The 15,482-nt window shown below is 64.5% G+C and carries 21 protein-coding genes; 15 read left to right on the top strand and 6 right to left on the bottom strand.

Annotated elements, in window-relative coordinates:
* Positions 1–12: 12 nt before the first annotated feature.
* The gene (locus ENHY17A_RS07355; protein ID WP_159711472.1) at positions 13–960 is read left to right on the top strand and encodes an acetyl-CoA carboxylase carboxyltransferase subunit alpha; all 948 of its coding nucleotides are present in this window, start codon (positions 13–15) and stop codon (positions 958–960) included.
* A 66-nt stretch (positions 961–1,026) separates the two neighbouring features.
* On the opposite strand, the gene ENHY17A_RS07350 is transcribed toward ENHY17A_RS07355, so the two are convergent.
* Together ENHY17A_RS07350 and ENHY17A_RS07345 are read right to left on the bottom strand one after the other, a co-directional pair.
* Positions 1,027–1,188 carry a Flp family type IVb pilin gene (locus ENHY17A_RS07350; RefSeq protein ID WP_159711470.1) on the bottom strand — a complete coding sequence of 54 codons (162 nt, stop codon included), beginning with the start codon at positions 1,186–1,188 and terminating at the stop codon, positions 1,027–1,029.
* A gap of 131 nt (positions 1,189–1,319) precedes the next feature.
* The gene (locus tag ENHY17A_RS07345; RefSeq protein WP_159711468.1) at positions 1,320–1,496 is read right to left on the bottom strand and encodes a Flp family type IVb pilin; all 177 of its coding nucleotides are present in this window, start codon (positions 1,494–1,496) and stop codon (positions 1,320–1,322) included.
* An 89-nt stretch (positions 1,497–1,585) separates the two neighbouring features.
* On the opposite strand from ENHY17A_RS07345, the gene ENHY17A_RS07340 reads away from it, so the two are divergent.
* Positions 1,586–1,975, top strand: a complete 390-nt coding sequence (locus ENHY17A_RS07340; RefSeq protein ID WP_159711466.1) for a (deoxy)nucleoside triphosphate pyrophosphohydrolase — start codon at positions 1,586–1,588, stop codon at positions 1,973–1,975.
* A gap of 49 nt (positions 1,976–2,024) precedes the next feature.
* On the opposite strand, the gene ENHY17A_RS07335 is transcribed toward ENHY17A_RS07340, so the two are convergent.
* Positions 2,025–2,774, bottom strand: a complete 750-nt coding sequence (locus tag ENHY17A_RS07335; protein ID WP_236547799.1) for a methyltransferase domain-containing protein — start codon at positions 2,772–2,774, stop codon at positions 2,025–2,027.
* Between ENHY17A_RS07335 and ENHY17A_RS07330 the strand changes: the two genes are divergently transcribed.
* Genes ENHY17A_RS07330 through ENHY17A_RS07300 form a run of 7 tightly spaced genes read left to right on the top strand, consistent with a single transcriptional unit; the run spans position 2,763 to position 8,268 of the window.
* Positions 2,763–3,650 (top strand): ComF family protein, encoded by an 888-nt coding sequence (locus ENHY17A_RS07330; RefSeq protein ID WP_236547798.1) that lies wholly within the window; start codon positions 2,763–2,765, stop codon positions 3,648–3,650. The genes ENHY17A_RS07335 and ENHY17A_RS07330 overlap by 12 nt on opposite strands.
* Before the next feature lie 32 nt (positions 3,651–3,682).
* On the top strand, positions 3,683–3,937 hold the full coding sequence (gene grxC / locus ENHY17A_RS07325; RefSeq protein WP_159711460.1) for a glutaredoxin 3: 255 nt from the start codon (positions 3,683–3,685) through the stop codon (positions 3,935–3,937).
* A gap of 7 nt (positions 3,938–3,944) precedes the next feature.
* Positions 3,945–4,772 carry a carbon-nitrogen hydrolase family protein gene (locus tag ENHY17A_RS07320; protein WP_159711458.1) on the top strand — a complete coding sequence of 276 codons (828 nt, stop codon included), beginning with the start codon at positions 3,945–3,947 and terminating at the stop codon, positions 4,770–4,772.
* The gene (locus ENHY17A_RS07315) at positions 4,769–5,230 is read left to right on the top strand and encodes a DUF1178 family protein (protein ID WP_159711456.1); all 462 of its coding nucleotides are present in this window, start codon (positions 4,769–4,771) and stop codon (positions 5,228–5,230) included. The genes ENHY17A_RS07320 and ENHY17A_RS07315 overlap by 4 nt, the downstream gene beginning before the upstream one ends.
* A gap of 55 nt (positions 5,231–5,285) precedes the next feature.
* The gene (locus tag ENHY17A_RS07310; protein WP_159711454.1) at positions 5,286–6,398 is read left to right on the top strand and encodes an 8-amino-7-oxononanoate synthase; all 1,113 of its coding nucleotides are present in this window, start codon (positions 5,286–5,288) and stop codon (positions 6,396–6,398) included.
* A complete protein-coding gene (bioD, locus tag ENHY17A_RS07305) occupies positions 6,395–7,024 on the top strand; it encodes a dethiobiotin synthase (RefSeq protein WP_159711452.1) in 630 nt (209 codons plus the stop codon). The genes ENHY17A_RS07310 and bioD overlap by 4 nt, the downstream gene beginning before the upstream one ends.
* Positions 7,021–8,268, top strand: coding sequence for an adenosylmethionine--8-amino-7-oxononanoate transaminase (locus ENHY17A_RS07300; RefSeq protein ID WP_159711450.1), 1,248 nt, complete (start codon positions 7,021–7,023; stop codon positions 8,266–8,268). Before bioD ends, ENHY17A_RS07300 begins: the two co-directional genes overlap by 4 nt.
* Before the next feature lie 11 nt (positions 8,269–8,279).
* On the opposite strand, the gene ENHY17A_RS07295 is transcribed toward ENHY17A_RS07300, so the two are convergent.
* Positions 8,280–8,729 (bottom strand): tRNA (cytidine(34)-2'-O)-methyltransferase, encoded by a 450-nt coding sequence (locus ENHY17A_RS07295; RefSeq protein WP_159711448.1) that lies wholly within the window; start codon positions 8,727–8,729, stop codon positions 8,280–8,282.
* Positions 8,730–8,919: 190 nt separating this feature from the next.
* Between ENHY17A_RS07295 and petA the strand changes: the two genes are divergently transcribed.
* From petA to ENHY17A_RS07270, 5 genes are all read left to right on the top strand, one after another.
* A complete protein-coding gene (gene petA / locus ENHY17A_RS07290; RefSeq protein ID WP_159711446.1) occupies positions 8,920–9,510 on the top strand; it encodes a ubiquinol-cytochrome c reductase iron-sulfur subunit in 591 nt (196 codons plus the stop codon).
* Between the two features lie 5 nt (positions 9,511–9,515).
* Positions 9,516–10,811: a cytochrome b gene (locus ENHY17A_RS07285; protein ID WP_159711444.1), complete on the top strand. Its 1,296-nt coding sequence runs from the start codon at positions 9,516–9,518 to the stop codon at positions 10,809–10,811.
* 16 nt (positions 10,812–10,827) lie between these two features.
* Positions 10,828–11,694, top strand: coding sequence for a cytochrome c1 (locus ENHY17A_RS07280; protein WP_159711442.1), 867 nt, complete (start codon positions 10,828–10,830; stop codon positions 11,692–11,694).
* A gap of 7 nt (positions 11,695–11,701) precedes the next feature.
* Complete coding sequence (locus tag ENHY17A_RS07275) at positions 11,702–12,247, top strand: adenine phosphoribosyltransferase (RefSeq protein WP_159711440.1); 546 nt, start codon at positions 11,702–11,704, stop codon at positions 12,245–12,247.
* A gap of 170 nt (positions 12,248–12,417) precedes the next feature.
* Positions 12,418–12,945, top strand: coding sequence for a hypothetical protein (locus tag ENHY17A_RS07270; RefSeq protein WP_159711438.1), 528 nt, complete (start codon positions 12,418–12,420; stop codon positions 12,943–12,945).
* Between the two features lie 41 nt (positions 12,946–12,986).
* On the opposite strand, the gene ENHY17A_RS07265 is transcribed toward ENHY17A_RS07270, so the two are convergent.
* Positions 12,987–13,436 (bottom strand): MaoC family dehydratase, encoded by a 450-nt coding sequence (locus ENHY17A_RS07265; RefSeq protein WP_159711436.1) that lies wholly within the window; start codon positions 13,434–13,436, stop codon positions 12,987–12,989.
* Positions 13,437–13,468: 32 nt separating this feature from the next.
* On the bottom strand, positions 13,469–14,722 hold the full coding sequence (locus ENHY17A_RS07260; RefSeq protein WP_159711434.1) for an alkaline phosphatase family protein: 1,254 nt from the start codon (positions 14,720–14,722) through the stop codon (positions 13,469–13,471).
* A gap of 245 nt (positions 14,723–14,967) precedes the next feature.
* Between ENHY17A_RS07260 and ENHY17A_RS07255 the strand changes: the two genes are divergently transcribed.
* Positions 14,968–15,480: a hypothetical protein gene (locus ENHY17A_RS07255; RefSeq protein ID WP_159711432.1), complete on the top strand. Its 513-nt coding sequence runs from the start codon at positions 14,968–14,970 to the stop codon at positions 15,478–15,480.
* The last annotated feature ends 2 nt before the right edge of the window (positions 15,481–15,482 follow it).

Here is a 15,482-nt window from a genome sequence, read left to right as displayed (position 1 = left end):
CGCCAAGCCCATATGGCTAGCTTTCTCGACTTTGAAAAACCGATCGCCGAGCTTCAGGGCCGGATCGACGAACTGCGCGATACCGCCGCCGACGGTGCGCTCGACATCGACGCGGAGGTCGCGAAGATTCAGGTGAAGTCGGACCGGATGCTGCGCGACACCTATGCGCGGCTGACCCCGTGGCAGAAGACGCAGGTGGCGCGCCATCCCGAGCGCCCGCACTTCAACCATTATGTGACCGGGCTGATCGAGGACTTCATGCCGCTGGGCGGCGACCGCGCCTTTGCCGACGATCAGGCGATCATCGGCGGGATGGGAAATTTTCGCGGGCGCAGCGTCATGGTGATCGGCCATGAAAAGGGCGACGACACCGCCAGCCGCCTCAAACATAATTTCGGTATGGGCAAGCCCGAGGGGTATCGAAAGGCGATTCGCCTGGTCGAGCTCGCCGACCGATTCGGTCTGCCGGTGATCACTCTGGTCGATACGTCGGGCGCATTTCCGGGCGTGCAGGCTGAAGAACGCGGCCAGGCGGAAGCGATCGCTCGCTCGACCGAAGCGTGCCTCAATCTAGGCGTGCCGCTGGTCGCATCGATCCTGGGTGAGGGCGGATCGGGCGGCGCGGTCGCGCTGGCGGCCGGCAACCGGGTGCTGATGATGGAGCACGCGGTCTATTCGGTGATCTCACCTGAAGGTTGCGCATCGATCCTGTGGCGCACCGCCGACAGGGCCGCCGATGCGGCGGAGGCGATGAAGGTGACCGCGCAGCATCTGCTGGCGCTGGGGGTGATCGACACGATCGTCCCCGAACCGCTGGGCGGCGCGCACCGCGATCCGAAGCTTGCGATCGAAACGCTAGGCGATGCGATTCAAGCGGCACTTGAGGAATTGGTGGGGCGCGATGCGGCGGATCTGCGCCGCGATCGCCGCGAGAAATTCCTGGCGATGGGACGGGGCTAAGCCACTAAAACGAAAAAAGCCGGCGAAGGGTGCTTCGCCGGCTCTTCGCGCTCGATCGAACGAGGATTAACCCAGTTCGTTCGACACTTCGTTGAACGTGCCCGACAGGTTGTTGCCCAGCGCGCCCATGGCGGTGATGGCTGCAACGGCGATCAGCGCGGCGATCAGGCCGTACTCGATTGCGGTCGCGCCCTTGTTGTTGCGCAAAATGTTACGAATGCTCTTCATGTCCGGTCTCCATCTCTTCCAAAACTTCACTCTACCCGTCTGGTCCGGGTTGGAGCCCGGTCAGCCTCTTGGCTTTACGGGCAGTCGATTGAAAAAGGCTTAAACAGCAATGGTTAGCGTGGTGTTATGACTTAACTCGATGCATTGAGCGTCGATGTCTCGACATAATTCCACATCTCGATGGTGGCATTCGCGACGCCGTTGAGCGAAGCGATCATGGCGAGCACGATCAGGCTGACGATCAGGCCGTATTCGACGGCTGTCGCGGCCTTTCGGTCGATCAACAAAGCGCGTAGCCGTTTGCGCACCGCTTCCCCCTTTTCACTCCAGACTGTCGGATCGGTAACAAGTGTCGGTTAAGGAAACCCTAGGCTCGCCTCAGAAAAGATCGGATCTGATGCTGGTCGTCGCCGCCGCGCTGATCGATGCGGACGGGCGCGTGCTGGTGCAACAACGTCCTTCGGGCAAGCCGATGGCTGGTTTGTGGGAATTCCCCGGCGGCAAGATCGATCCCGGCGAAACGCCGGAAGCCGCATTGCGCCGCGAACTCCACGAAGAACTGGGTATCGCGATCGACACGTCGTGCCTGGCCCCCGCCGTGTTCGCCAGCGAATCGCTGGGCGACCGGCATTTGCTGTTGTTACTTTACGTGCTGCGGAAATGGCCCGGCATACCCGAACCGCGCCATGCCAGCGCGCTCGAATGGCGGCGGCCGGTCGAACTGCACCGGCTGGATATGCCACCCGCAGATCGACCGCTGATCGGGTTGCTGGAAGCGCTGGTCTAGGGGGCCGTGTCGACCATCATTATCGTCACGTCGCCCGGGGCGACCATGGTCATTGCTGCTCCGGCAGCCCTGCCGTGATCGCGGCAAACGCAGCGCCCCCGCGGCGAAGGGGTTTGGCATCCGGATCGGGCGCGTATCCGGTGACATAGATGATGTCGAATCGCTCACGCGTTTTGCCGTCTGCCTCTGCCAGCGCGGCATAGGCGTCGGTCGCGCGGACCAGCACCCCGCGCGACATCGCCCGCCGGGTGCGCAACAAATTGGTCGCGGCCATCCCGCGCAGATCGTCGATCAGGCGCGACAGCCCCGAATAGCGGACCCATAACGTCTCGGTATCGGCAACCGGACGCACGAAACCCGCACGGCTCAGCAGGTCGCCTGCCGAACGAACGTCGATCTGCGGATGCAGCCGCGGAGCGAGCGGTTCGGGCTCGGCGATGCGCAACGCCTGACGCAGCGTCGCCAGCGTTCCGGCCCCGAGAAAGGCGGCGACGAACATGCCGCCTGGGCGCAGCGTTCGGCGGCTCAGGGTCAGCGCGCCGGGCAAGTCATTCACCTGGTCGAGGCTGGCGGCGGAGACGACCAGATCGAACTGCGCATCGCCCACCGCAAGCCGGTCCTCCGCCATCTGCAACCCGCCGTTCATCGCTGCGAATCGCGTACCCGCATCGATCCGCACGATCCGCGCGTTCGGCCACGCGAAATTGCCCCGCCACGCCCCCACATCGAGCACGTCTGCGAACCTGGCTCCGCTATCCTCAAGCCGTTCGACGATGCCGCTCAGCATGTGATCGCGCACGAAATCGGCATCGTCGCGCCTCCGCGCGGCACGATCTCGCGCCCGGATACGGGCATGGCGGTCGAAGATTTCCGATGGGTTCACGCCGCGGCTTGTGCCGTCCTGTTGCGCGCGCGACAAGGGGGCGTGCGACCCGATATTCTTGCGCCGCTCGCCCGGCTTGCCGCGTTCGCCTTGCCGCCGCGCTGTCCGGGATGCGGCACGGTGACCGGGGACGATCACCGGTTTTGCGGCATATGCTGGGACGGATTGCGCTTTCTGGGCGAGCCGTGGTGCGCCGGATGCGCACGCCCGTTCGAAATCGATCGCGGCGACAGCCTGTGTGGCGAATGCCTGGCGCACCCGCCGGTCCATGACGGGGTGCGCGCTGCGGTCGCCTATGGCGACGTGGCGCGCGCGGTGGTGCTGAAGCTCAAATATGGACGGCGGCTGGCCTATGCCGACACGATCGCGCGGTTGATGGAACGGCTGATGCCGCACGATGCGGACCTGCTCGTCCCCGTGCCGCTGCACCGCTGGCGGCTATGGTCGCGCGGCTTCAATCAGGCGCAACTGATTGCGCAAGGGATATCGACGCGTAGCGCCGTTCCGACCACGCACGACCTGCTGGTGCGGATAAAGGGCGGCGGATCGCTGCGTGGGCGCGGGCGAAAAGCGCGCGCCGCGAGCGTCCGGAATGCATTTGTCGTGACGGCGGAAGCGCGGGCGCGATTGGCGGGGCGGCATGTCGTGCTGGTCGACGATGTCCACACCTCCGGCGCGACCGCCAATGCGTGTGCGCGCGCGTTGAAGCGTGGCGGTGCGGCGCGTGTGACAATGCTCTGTTGGGCGCGTGTCCTGCACACAGACGGGCTTGAGATGCCCGAGGTCGATTGACAAAGCCCCCTTCGCATCCCCACGTCGGGAAAATGGCTAAAATCGAAATCTACACCAAGGCGTTCTGCCCCTATTGCACCCGCGCCAAGCGGCTGTTGGATGAAAAGGGCGCAGCGTTCGACGAACACGATATCACCATGGGCGGGCCAAAGCGGCAGGAGATGATCCAGCGCGCGAGCGGCCGCAGCACCGTGCCCCAGATTTTCATCGACGACCGTCATATCGGCGGTTCGGACGATCTGGCCGCGCTGGAACGCGACGGGAGGCTCGACCCGTTGATCGGGTGACCCGCCCATGACCCGAATCGCACTCCTTCAGATGACGAGCGGCATCGATCCCGCCGCCAATGCCGCGACGCTGGTCGAGGCCATCCATGCGGCCAAGGCGGGCAGGGCGGCGATGCTGTTCACGCCCGAAATGTCTGGCTTGCTCGACCGTGATCGCGCACGGGCGGCTGCGCATATCGTCGACGAGCATGACGACCCCGTGCTGGCTGCGGTCCGCGCCGCCGCGCGCGATGCGGGTCTGTGGGTGCATGTGGGATCGCTGGCGGTACGCGGCGCAGGCGAGCGGCTCGCCAATCGCGGCTTCGTGATCGACGATGCGGGCGAGATCGCTGCGCGGTACGACAAGATGCATATGTTCGACGTGTCGCTATCGACCGGAGAGGAGTGGCGCGAGTCGGCGGCCTATTCGCCCGGGTCGCGTAGCGTCGTCGTCGAAACGCCGGTCGGGATGCTGGGGCTGAGCATCTGTTACGACATCCGCTTTCCCGCGCTGTACCAGGCGTTGAGCGCGGCGGGCGCGACCGTGATCGCGGTGCCCGCCGCCTTTACGCGGCCTACCGGCGAAGCGCATTGGGCGACGCTGCTGAGCGCGCGGGCGATCGAGAATGCCGCGTTCGTCGTCGCGGCGGCGCAAAGCGGCGAGCATGACGACGGGCGCAACACCCACGGCCATTCGGTGGCGATCGGCCCGTGGGGCGACATGCTGCTCGATATGGGAACGGACGCAGGGCTCGGCTTCGCGGACATCGACGTCGAAGCGGTTGGCGATATCCGTGCGCGCATCCCCGTAATCGACCACCGTCGCACCATCCCGGCGGCAGAGGTGGTGCGGTGATCGTATTCGATCTGCGGTGTAGTGGCGGCCATATATTCGAGGCGTGGTTCGGGTCGAGTGCAGCCTATGAAAGCCAGCGTGCTGGTGGGTTGCTTGCTTGTCCGATCTGCGGCGATGCCGGCGTGGAAAAGGCGGTGATGGCCCCCAATGTCGCAGCCAAGGGCAATCGGCGGCCCGAGCTGGCCACGTCGCAAAAGCCGGGCGCGGCCGAGCCGACGCCCGAGCTGGTCAAGGCCGTGCTTGCCAAGATCGCCGAAGCGCAGGCCGCGACGTTGGAGAAATCCGAATGGGTCGGGGGCAGCTTTGCAACCCGCGCCCGCGCGATGCACGACGGAGACGAAGCCAGCGCATTGATCCACGGGCAGGCCACCCCCCAGGAAGCGCGCGAATTGGTGGAGGACGGCGTCTCGGTGATGCCGCTGCTGGTCCCATTCGTCCCACCGGAAAAGCGAAACTAGGCTCGACCGGTCGGCCACGTTGCCGGTTCGCGCATGACACCGTAAGGCCGCGCGGATGACGGTATTTCCCGACCATTTGCGCGATCTGGAACAGCTGGGCCGACGCGATCGGTTGCGCACACTTTCGCCGCGCACCGGGCGAGACTTTTCGTCCAACGACTATCTTGGGCTCGGCGGATCGCAAGCGTTACGCTCTGCCGTTCGTGACGCTTTGGAGCGGGGTGTGCCGGTCGGATCCGGCGGATCGCGATTGCTGCGCGGCAACCACGCCGAGCACGAGGCACTTGAGGCCGAGGCAGCGACGTTCTTCGGCGCAGAGGCCAGCCTGTTCTTCTCCACCGGCTATGCAGCGAATGCGGCGTTGTTGGCGACGCTGCCCCAGCGCGGCGATTTGGTCGTGCACGACGCCCTGATCCACGCCAGCGCGCATGAGGGCATGCGGGCTGGCCGCGCCGATTGTGTCGCGGCCGCGCACAACGACGTCGCGGCTTTCGCGGACGCGATCGGCCAATGGCGCACGTCCGGCGGGCGCGGGCGCGTCTGGCTGGTGGTCGAAAGTCTTTACAGCATGGACGGCGACCGCGCGCCGCTGAACGATCTCGCGCAACTTGCCGATGCCGCTAATGCCGTGCTGATCGTCGACGAAGCTCACGCGACCGGGGTATTCGGGCGGGACGGCCGCGGTTTGTGCGCCGATCTTGAACGCCGCGACAAACTGATCACGCTGCATACCTGCGGCAAGGCGCTGGGATGCGAAGGGGCGCTGGTGGTGGCGCCGCGGATCTTCGTCGATTTCCTCGTCAACCGGGCGCGCAGTTTCATCTTTTCGACCGCACCCTCGCCGCTGATGGCAAGTGCTGTGCGTGCCGCATTGCGTATCGTTGCGGGCGAGCCCGAGCGCCGGGCCGAACTCCATGCGCGCATCGACCTTGCGCATCGGCTGCTCGTACCGCGCGGGGCAAGCGATACTGGTTCGCAGATCATGCCGGTCATCATTGGCGAAGACGCACCGACGATGGCCCGCGCCGCGTCGCTTCAATCGGCAGGCTTCGACGTTCGTGGAATCCGCCCGCCAGCAATCCCCACCGGCACCGCGCGGTTGCGGCTGTCGATCACGCTCAACACGACACCGGACGATATCGAAGCATTGGCAGAGGCACTGGCATGAACCGCACCATCGTCGTCACCGGAACCGACACCGATGTCGGCAAGACCGTCTTCGCTGCCGCATTAGTGGGTGCGCTCGATGGCCATTACTGGAAGCCGGTACAGGCGGGCCTGGACGATGGCAGCGACAGCGCGAATGTGGCGGCGTTCTCCGGGCTGACGGCCGCCCATATCCTGCCCGAAGCCTACCGCCTGACCACTCCGTGTTCGCCGCACCGCGCCGCCGAAATCGATGGCGTCACGATCGACCCGGACCGCCTGATCCCGCCGCAGGTGGAGGGGCCATTGGTGATCGAGGGGGCAGGGGGTATGTTGGTGCCGGTGACGCGCGAGCTGCTCTATGCCGATCTGTTCGCGCGCTGGCGGCTTCCGGTGGTGCTTGTTGCGCGCACGGCGCTCGGCACGATCAACCACAGCCTGTTGTCGATCGAAGCGCTGCGGTCGCGCGGCATTGCTATTTTGGGGGTCGCGTTCGTCGGCGATGCCGTGCCCGATAGCGAGGCGACGATTATCGCAATGGGCGGCGTGAAGCGCCTCGGACGGCTTCCCTATCTCGACCCGCTTGATCGCGGGACGCTGGCGGACGCCTTTGCCGCGAATTTCTCCCTGGCGGACTTCGCACCATGACCTCGCCGGTCTGGCATCCCTTTACCCAGCACGGACTGGGCGAGGCCATACCGCTTGTCACCCATGCTGACGGCGCGGCGATCCACACCGCCGACGGCGCACGCATCGTCGATGCGATCTCGTCCTGGTGGGTGACGACGCACGGCCACAATCATCCGCGGATCGCGGCGGCGATTGCCGACCAGGCGCAGCGGCTGGACCAGATTATTTTTGCCGGGTGGACACATGAGCCCGCCGAGACATTGGCGCAGGCGCTGGTCGATTTGATGCCCGCGCCGCTCGCGCATGTGTTTTATTCCGATTCAGGGTCGACCAGCGTCGAAGTCGCGCTGAAAATGGCGCTCGGCTATTGGGCCAATCGCGGCGAGCCGCACGACCGTATTCTGGTGATGGAGCACAGCTATCACGGCGACACGATCGGCGCGATGTCGGTGGGCGCGCGCGGCGTGTTTACGCGCAGTTACACGCCGTTGCTGTTCGATGTGGGGACCATCCCGTTTCCCGGCGCCGATGCGCAACCCACGCTCGACGCGCTTGAAGCCCAGGCGCGCGCCGGAGCAGCCGCGCTGATCGTCGAGCCGCTGGTGCTGGGCGCGGGCGGCATGAAATTCTACGCCCCCGAAATTCTGACTGAAATGCGCGCGATTTGTGCACGTTACGGGGTGTTGTTCATCGCGGATGAAGTGATGACGGGTTGGGGTCGCACCGGCACGTTGCTGGCGTGCAAGCAGGCAAGGGTGGTGCCCGATCTGCTGTGCCTGTCGAAAGGACTGACCGGGGGTGCGGTGCCGCTGGCGGTGACGATGGCGACCCCAGAAATATTCGATGCACATTACGCCACCGATCGCGCGCGGATGTTTTTCCACTCGTCCAGCTATACCGCCAATCCGATCGCGTGCGCCGCCGCAAATGCAAATCTTGCGATCTGGCGCGATGAGCCGGTGATCGCCCGCATCGATTTGCTAGCGACGCGTCAGGCCGATCGGTTGGCGCGGATCGCCGCGCATCCCAGCGTCACCGGTGCGCGGCGGGCGGGTACGATCGCCGCCTTCGAAATCGGCGGCGGCGAAGGCTATCTCGCCGACATTGCGCCGCTGCTCACCCGCTATGCCCGTGAAAATAACGTGCTGCTGCGTCCGCTGGGCGACACCGTGTACGTCATGCCGCCCTATTGCATCGACGAAGCCGATCTGGACGCGGTGTACGCCATGGTCGAGCACTTTCTCGACGAGGCTTCGGCCTGACCGATTGCCGATCAGGCGGGCCACCTCTCGGTCTGACGCACTGCTTCGCCCAAGATGATGCCCGCACTGACCGCGATGTTGAGCGAGCGAAAGCCGGCGCGCATCGGTATCCGCACACGGCAATCGGCGCGGGTGTGCACATCGTCGGGAACGCCTGCGCCTTCCGAACCGAACAGCAGGACGTCATTGCGCCGAAACCGCATCGCGTCGAGCCGCTCCGCACCCTTCGTCGTCGCCAGCACGATACGTCCTTCGACTTGCTCCAAAAAAGCGTCCCAATCAGCGTGGCGGGTGACATGAGCGGCATCGCCATAGTCCATGCCGGCGCGTTTCATCGCGCTTGCGCCCCACGGGAATCCCATCGGTTCGATCAGGTCGAGCGGCACGCCCATACAGGCGCACAGCCGCAGGATGGTGCCGACATTCCCGGCGATGTCGGGTTGATAAAGGGCGATCCGCATGGTGCCCGACATATCCCCCGTCACGTGTCCGTCACAAGCGCGGCAAAAGGGTGTTGGCAAAACGGCGCATCCCCGTCTATCAGCGCCCCAAGCCACCGGGGGCACCGGGGGGCTTCGCGTGGCGTTCGTCGCGCGGGAATCCGGATTTTCGCCCCCGCGCTGGATGAAAACGAAGTGCAAGGGCTGATTGATGGCAACGGCTGACCAACCTGTCGCAACGGGCGAATCGCTCGCTCATGATGGCGATACGCTCCAGAATCCCCGCCGCCGCGACTATATGTCGATCGGCGCGGTATCGTTCGCGGGCGTCGGCGCTGCGGTCATCGTCCTGCCGCTGATCAATTCGATGAGCCCCGCCGCCGATACGCTGGCGCTGTCCACCACCGAATTGGACATCACCGGTATCGAGCCTGGCCAGTCGGTCAAATCGACCTTTCGCAAACAGCCTTTGTTCATCCGCCACCTGACGCCCGCCGAAATCGCTGCGGCCGACGCGGTGTCGCTCGCCGATCTGCGCGATCCGCAGTCGCTGGCCGATCGCACCAAGGCGGGCAAGGCCGAATGGCTGATCACGCTGGGCGTGTGTACCCATCTGGGTTGCGTGCCGCTGGGCGCGGGCGAGGGTGAGAATAAGGGGCCGTTCGGCGGTTATTTCTGCCCCTGCCACGCATCCGCCTATGATACGGCGGGCCGCATCCGTTCGGGGCCGGCACCGACCAATCTGGTCGTGCCACCTTATGAATTCACGTCGGACACGACGATCCTGGTCGGTGAGGTCTAAGTACCATGAGCTTTCCCTGGGCAGAGCAATATCAGCCAAAAAACCCGTTCATGCAGTGGATGGACAGCCGGCTGCCCTTGCCGCGGTTCGTCTATAATGCAGTCGGCGCGGGCTATCCGGTGCCGCGCAACCTCAACTATTTCTGGAATTTCGGCGTGCTCGCAGGGGCAGCGCTGGCGATTCAGATCGTTACCGGCATCGTCCTCGCCATGCATTACGCTGCCGAAGCGGGCGTCGCCTTCTATTCGGTTGAGCGCATCATGCGCGATGTCCCCGCAGGCTGGCTGCTGCGGTACGCGCACGCCAACGGGGCGTCGATGTTCTTCATCGTCGTCTACATCCATATCGGCCGCGGGCTTTATTACGGTTCGTACAAGGCCCCGCGAGAGATGGTGTGGCTGCTGGGCGTCGTCATCTTCCTGTTGATGATGGCAACCGCGTTCATGGGGTACGTGCTGCCCTGGGGTCAGATGAGCTTCTGGGGTGCGCAGGTCATCACCGGCTTCTTCTCGGCGATCCCGGGCGTCGGCGAAACGCTGCGCGTGTGGCTGCTGGGTGGGTACGTCCCCGACAATGCCGCGCTCAATCGCTTCTTCTCGCTCCATTATCTGCTGCCGTTCGTGATCGCGGGCGTTATCATCCTCCACATCTGGGCGCTGCACATTCCGGGGTCGAACAACCCGACGGGTGTCGAGGTGAAGGGCAAGCAGGATACGGTGCCGTTCCACCCCTATTACACCGCCAAGGACGGCGTGGGCGTGGGCGTGTTCTTTCTGATCTTTGCCGCGCTGGTATTCTTCGCGCCGAACTTGCTGGGGCACCCGGACAATTATATCGAGGCGAACCCGCTTTCGACGCCATCGCACATCGTGCCCGAATGGTATTTCCTGCCCTTCTACGCGATCCTGAAGGCGTTCACGATCGACTTCATCATGCCCGCCAAGCTGTGGGGCGTGATCGCGATGTTCGGGTCGATCCTGCTGCTGTTCTTCCTGCCGTGGCTCGACAAGTCGCCGGTGCGGTCGGCAAATTACCGCCCGACCTATCGCTGGTTCCTGATCGTGCTGGTGCTCGACGTGCTGCTGCTTGGCTATCTGGGCGGCGCGAACCCGACGCCGCTGGTGATCGGCCTGACGCAGATCGCGACGGCATATTACTTCCTCCACTTCCTGGTCGTGCTTCCCCTCATCTCTTCGATGGAAAAGCCGCTGCCGTTGCCCAATTCGATCACCGAAGCGGTGTTGAAGGGCAAGGGCGGAACCAGCCCGACGCATAGCGCCGTCGCACAGCCTGCCGAGTAAGGGACGAGATAGAACCATGCGTGGGATTTTGAACTTTCTCGGCGTGAAGGGCTTCGCAGTCCTGATCGGACTCGGCTTTGCATTCGTTCTGTTGTTCAGCTTCATCGACACATTGGGGTCGGAAGCGGCGGAGAAGTCGGCGGAATATGCGCTGCACAAGGAAGCGCGCGAGGCGCATCTGCCTTCGGACGGGCCGCTTGGCAGGTTCGACAACGCGCAGTTGCAGCGCGGGCTTCAAGTGTACAAGGAAGTGTGCGCAGCCTGCCACTCGCTGAAATATGTCGCGTTCCGCGACCTGACCGCACTTGGCTATAGTGACGCCGAAGTGAAGGCGATCGCCGCGCAATGGGCAATCGAGACACCGTCGATCAACCCGGAAACCGGCGAAGCAGCGACGCGGCCCAACTTGGCCGCCGATCGCTTCCCCAAGCCGTTCGCCAACGACGTCGCCGCGCGTGCTGCCAACAACAACGCGGTTCCACCCGACCTTTCGCTGATCACCAAGGCGCGTGAGAACGGCCCGGCTTATGTCTATTCATTGCTGACCGGTTACGGGCAGCAGCCCGATCCGGCGGCATTGGCGGACCATCCCGAATTCGCGACGCCGGAAGGGTTGTACTACAACCCGTACTTCCCGACCGTGAACCTGGCGATGGCGCCGCCGCTGACCGCCGATGGTCAGGTGACCTATGCCGACGGCACGACGGCGACCGTGGACCAGATGTCGAAGGACGTGACCGCGTTCCTGACCTGGACCGCCGAGCCCAAGCTTCAGGCGCGCAAGCAGGCGGGCCTGGCGGTCATCGGCTTCCTGATCATCTTCATCGCGCTGACCTGGGGTGCTTACAAGAGCATCTGGCGCGACATCAAATATCAGCAGTAATCACGATATGGCCGACGGAGACCGGAATGCGGACCTCCGTCGGCTGATCCGCACCATCCCGGATCACCCGAAGCCGGGCATCCAGTTCCGCGACATCACGACATTGCTGCTCGATCCGCAAGGATTGGCGCTGGCCACCGAGCGGTTGCTGGCGACGATCGACGGCCCGGTCGATCTGGTCGCGGGAATCGAGGCGCGCGGCTTCGTCTTTGCGCCCGCATTGGCGCTGGCACTGGGCGCAGGCGTGCTGCTGATCCGCAAGGACGGCAAGCTACCGGGGGCGACCATCGCCGAGGATTACGAACTGGAATATGGCGTCGACCGTATCGCGATCCATGTCGATGCCTTCGCGCCGGGTGCGCGCGTGCTGCTGGTCGACGATCTGATCGCAACCGGCGGGACGGCGCGGGCGGCAGTACGGCTGTTGCGCAAGGCAGGCGCGCGGGTGACGCAGGCAAGCTTCGTCATCGATCTGCCCGATCTGGGTGGCGCGGACGCGCTGCGGGCCAAAGGGATTGCGGTCAACGCACTAGTATCGTTCGAGGGCGACTGACCGATAGCGATCCGTGCCGAGCGAAGCGGTACAGTCTCACCATTCTAGCCTCGTTTCGGAACCGTTCGTCGTCTCGTGACGTTATATCCCGGTTGAGAGGGTTCAGTGCCGGTTCACTAGGCATGTGCTTGGATGCACCGGATAATCCTCATCGCTGGGAGAGTATCCACATGTTACCGCGTATCCGCACCGTCGGGCTGGCCGTTGCCGCCGCCCTTGGACTTGCCGCCTGCACCGATGGCTATGGCTATTCGGGTGTATCGCTGGGCTATGGCTCGGCGGGCTATTATGACGATCCCTATTATGCCGGTGGCTATGGCGGGTCGTCCTATTATGGCTGGAACAACGGCTATTATTATCCGGGTACGGGTTATTACGTCTATGGCCGCGACCGCCGTCCGGTGCGCTGGAACAATGCGCAGCGCCGCTATTGGGAAGGCCGTCGCAGCGCCTATCGCGGCAACAACCGCGAAATCCGCCAAAACTGGAACGAGTTCGCGCGCGAACGTCGCCAGGATACGCGCGAATTTCGCCAGGACCGCCGCGGCGATCGTCGCGAATTCCGTCGTGGCGAAGTGACGCGTCCCGAATTCCGCGCCGAGCGTCGCACCGATCGTCGCGAATTCCGCCGCGATGCGCGTCAGGACCGCCGCGAAGTACGCCGTGAGAATCGCCAGGATCGTCGCCGTCCGCGGTAACGACACCATGATTTGAACGACCGACTGGCGGCCGTGGGGCATCAGCCCTGCGGCCGTCGTCCGATCAGGCCATTGGCCACGAAGGTCATGACCGGCACATCGTCCTGATTGAACACCGTCATCCGGCTTTTGGTGCTGGCCATTTCGGGGCGGCTGCGTGACTCGCGTTTTTCGAGCAATTCGGTTTCGCAGCGCAGCGTGTCGCCAGGATAGACGGGTTTCAGCCAGCGCAATTCGTCGATCCCCGCCGCGCCCAGCCCGGCTTGCGGATTTGCCTGAAACTGTTCGACCAGCATCGACATCGTCATCGCGCTGGTATGCCAGCCGCTGGCCGACAACCGCCCGAAATGCGTCTTGGCCGCAGCCTCGTCCGACAAATGGAAGGGCTGGGGATCGTATTTGCGGGCGAAGTCCATGACTTCCTCGCGCGTAACTTCATAGCGGCCGAAGCTCGCTTTCTCCCCGACGATCAGGTCTTCGAAATATCGCATGAGATGGGTTTCGCATCGAAACCCATCGGTCGTCAATCCAAAGCAACGATCAGATCGTTATCGCCGTCGATGTCGGTGGCGGCTGGCAAGCCGATCAGGCGGCGCAACAGCGGATAGACATCGACATTGTCGCCGGTCGGCAGCGTCCTGCCGCGCGCAAAGGCGGGGCCGTGCGCCACGAAAGCGGCGAGCATCGCCGGATCGAGATTGTCGTATCCGTGCGCACCACCGCCATAATCGGGATCGACCGGACGGTCGGTCACTGTCCAGCCGCTGTCAGCCAGGCAGACGAACGCAGGCGTGCGCGGATTGCGGCCATATTGGAAACGGGCAGGCATCTGGCCCCGTGCCCAGCATTCCATGTTGGCGTGCGGGCGGAGCAATGCGGCGGCAAGTTTCGCTTCATTGCCCGGCGTCGGCTCCAGCGCGGCGTATGGCCCGCCCTCGATCACGCGGTAGAGCGACGGGTCGGCGACGGTTTGAAGCGGGATCACGCGCGACGCGCTGGTCGCGGCCATGCCGTGGTCGGCGGTGATGACCAGATTGGCGGGTTGGCCCAGTCCTTCGAGTTCGCGCAGCAGCCGCCCGATCAGTGCGTCCGCATTGGCGATGGCGGCGTTCGTCTCCGCAGCGTCCGGACCGTGGCGGTGCCCGGCGGTGTCCACCGTGTCGAAATAGAGCGTTACGAATTTGGGTCGCGTGTCGGCCGGACGTCGCAGCCAGTCGATCACCGCATCGACGCGCTGGCGCTCGGACACCTCCTGATTGAATTGTTGCCAGTCGGAGGGGTAGGTGCCACGCACCTTCGAATTGGACCCCGGCCAGAACATCGTCGCAGTGCGGATGCCCGCTTTTTCCGCGGTCACCCAGATCGGTTCGGCCTCGTCCCACCAATGCGGCTCAAGCCGGGGCAGGGTGAAGATTTCTTCCGGGAAATCGGGATCGATGAAGCGATTGCCGACGATGCCGTGGCGATCGGGTACTAGGCCGGTGACGATCGAATAATGGTTGGGAAAGGTCTTGGTCGGCCAAGCGGGGCGGAGCGATGCGGAGACGCCCTCGCGCGCAAGCCGCGACAGGTTGGGGGTGACCCCACGGGTCAGATAATCGGGGTGCATCCCGTCGATCGAAATGAGGAGGGTGACCGGCGCGCGCGCATCGGTGGCGGCGCGCGGCAAGGCGCGGTCGGCAGGCAGTCCGACGGCGGGACCGGCCAGCGGTGTTGCGCAGGCGGAGAGGAGCGTGGCGGTGCCCGCAAGCAGCGCGGATGAGAGGATGTTACGCATGACGCGCACCCCTGGCATCGAAAGATGACAGTGGGAAGGCAAAGGCTTGTTTGACCTGTCCATTGCCAAGTTCTTCACCGTCATGCCGGGCTAGTCCCGGCATCCACCGGGCTGCGCGCATCACATGTGGAAATTCGCGGCGCGGTGGACCCCGGCACTACGGCCGGGGTGACGGGAGTATCGAGGCTGGGTGCGGTTCACAGGGTTTAGCGGAACCGGGCCATGCGATCGCGGGTTGGGATGCGATGGTTCGCTTCTCCGCGCTGGTCGCGCTTCCCGTATTGCTCGCTGCCTGTTCGATGGAGGATGGGAACGCGTCTGAGATTGCGCTTGCCGATAACGGCGTACCGGTCACCGCGCCCACGCCGGAACCGGATCGCGAACCGGTGTCGGCTGCGCCGGTCCTACAGACGATGGCGTTCCCCGATTTCGACAGCGCGAATATGCTGGGCGCGGGGTGCCTGTTTCGTGCCGAGGCGGATGCGGACAATCTGCTCGTCATCAATTCGGAAAGCGGCGTGGTGAAGATCGACGGGGCTTATGTGCGGTTGCTTCCCGATCCGCAGTCGCCGGCGTTGCGCTACGACGCGCGCAGTATCTATCGCGGCGGGCAATATGTCGTCACGATCGACGGGGGGCAGGGCGATCCCACCCTTACCGAGTACGAAAACGCGGAATGGCCCGCGACGATGACCTTTGCGGTCGAACGCGGGACCACCCAGCGGTTCGAGGACGGCTTGCTCAGTTGCGGGGCGTGACG

The organism is Sphingomonas sp. AX6 (assembly GCF_902506605.1).
GTDB lineage: Bacteria > Pseudomonadota > Alphaproteobacteria > Sphingomonadales > Sphingomonadaceae > Sphingomonas.
This window is presented reverse-complemented; position numbering and strand designations above follow the sequence as displayed.

Excerpts from the sequence above, each read along its gene's own strand:
- ENHY17A_RS07295 (WP_159711448.1), bottom strand. The coding sequence starts at position 8,729 with ATGCGGATCGCCCTTTATCAACCCGACATCGCCGGGAATGTCGGCACC.
- ENHY17A_RS07340 (WP_159711466.1), top strand. The coding sequence starts at position 1,586 with ATGCTGGTCGTCGCCGCCGCGCTGATCGATGCGGACGGGCGCGTGCTG.
- ENHY17A_RS07320 (WP_159711458.1), top strand. The coding sequence starts at position 3,945 with ATGACCCGAATCGCACTCCTTCAGATGACGAGCGGCATCGATCCCGCC.
- ENHY17A_RS07355 (WP_159711472.1), top strand. The coding sequence starts at position 13 with ATGGCTAGCTTTCTCGACTTTGAAAAACCGATCGCCGAGCTTCAGGGC.
- ENHY17A_RS07265 (WP_159711436.1), bottom strand. The coding sequence starts at position 13,436 with ATGCGATATTTCGAAGACCTGATCGTCGGGGAGAAAGCGAGCTTCGGC.
- ENHY17A_RS07300 (WP_159711450.1), top strand. The coding sequence starts at position 7,021 with ATGACCTCGCCGGTCTGGCATCCCTTTACCCAGCACGGACTGGGCGAG.
- grxC (WP_159711460.1), top strand. The coding sequence starts at position 3,683 with ATGGCTAAAATCGAAATCTACACCAAGGCGTTCTGCCCCTATTGCACC.
- ENHY17A_RS07310 (WP_159711454.1), top strand. The coding sequence starts at position 5,286 with ATGACGGTATTTCCCGACCATTTGCGCGATCTGGAACAGCTGGGCCGA.
- ENHY17A_RS07350 (WP_159711470.1), bottom strand. The coding sequence starts at position 1,188 with ATGAAGAGCATTCGTAACATTTTGCGCAACAACAAGGGCGCGACCGCA.
- petA (WP_159711446.1), top strand. The coding sequence starts at position 8,920 with ATGGCAACGGCTGACCAACCTGTCGCAACGGGCGAATCGCTCGCTCAT.
- ENHY17A_RS07270 (WP_159711438.1), top strand. The coding sequence starts at position 12,418 with ATGTTACCGCGTATCCGCACCGTCGGGCTGGCCGTTGCCGCCGCCCTT.
- ENHY17A_RS07255 (WP_159711432.1), top strand. The coding sequence starts at position 14,968 with ATGGTTCGCTTCTCCGCGCTGGTCGCGCTTCCCGTATTGCTCGCTGCC.
- ENHY17A_RS07280 (WP_159711442.1), top strand. The coding sequence starts at position 10,828 with ATGCGTGGGATTTTGAACTTTCTCGGCGTGAAGGGCTTCGCAGTCCTG.
- ENHY17A_RS07260 (WP_159711434.1), bottom strand. The coding sequence starts at position 14,722 with ATGCGTAACATCCTCTCATCCGCGCTGCTTGCGGGCACCGCCACGCTC.
- bioD (WP_159711452.1), top strand. The coding sequence starts at position 6,395 with ATGAACCGCACCATCGTCGTCACCGGAACCGACACCGATGTCGGCAAG.
- ENHY17A_RS07275 (WP_159711440.1), top strand. The coding sequence starts at position 11,702 with ATGGCCGACGGAGACCGGAATGCGGACCTCCGTCGGCTGATCCGCACC.
- ENHY17A_RS07285 (WP_159711444.1), top strand. The coding sequence starts at position 9,516 with ATGAGCTTTCCCTGGGCAGAGCAATATCAGCCAAAAAACCCGTTCATG.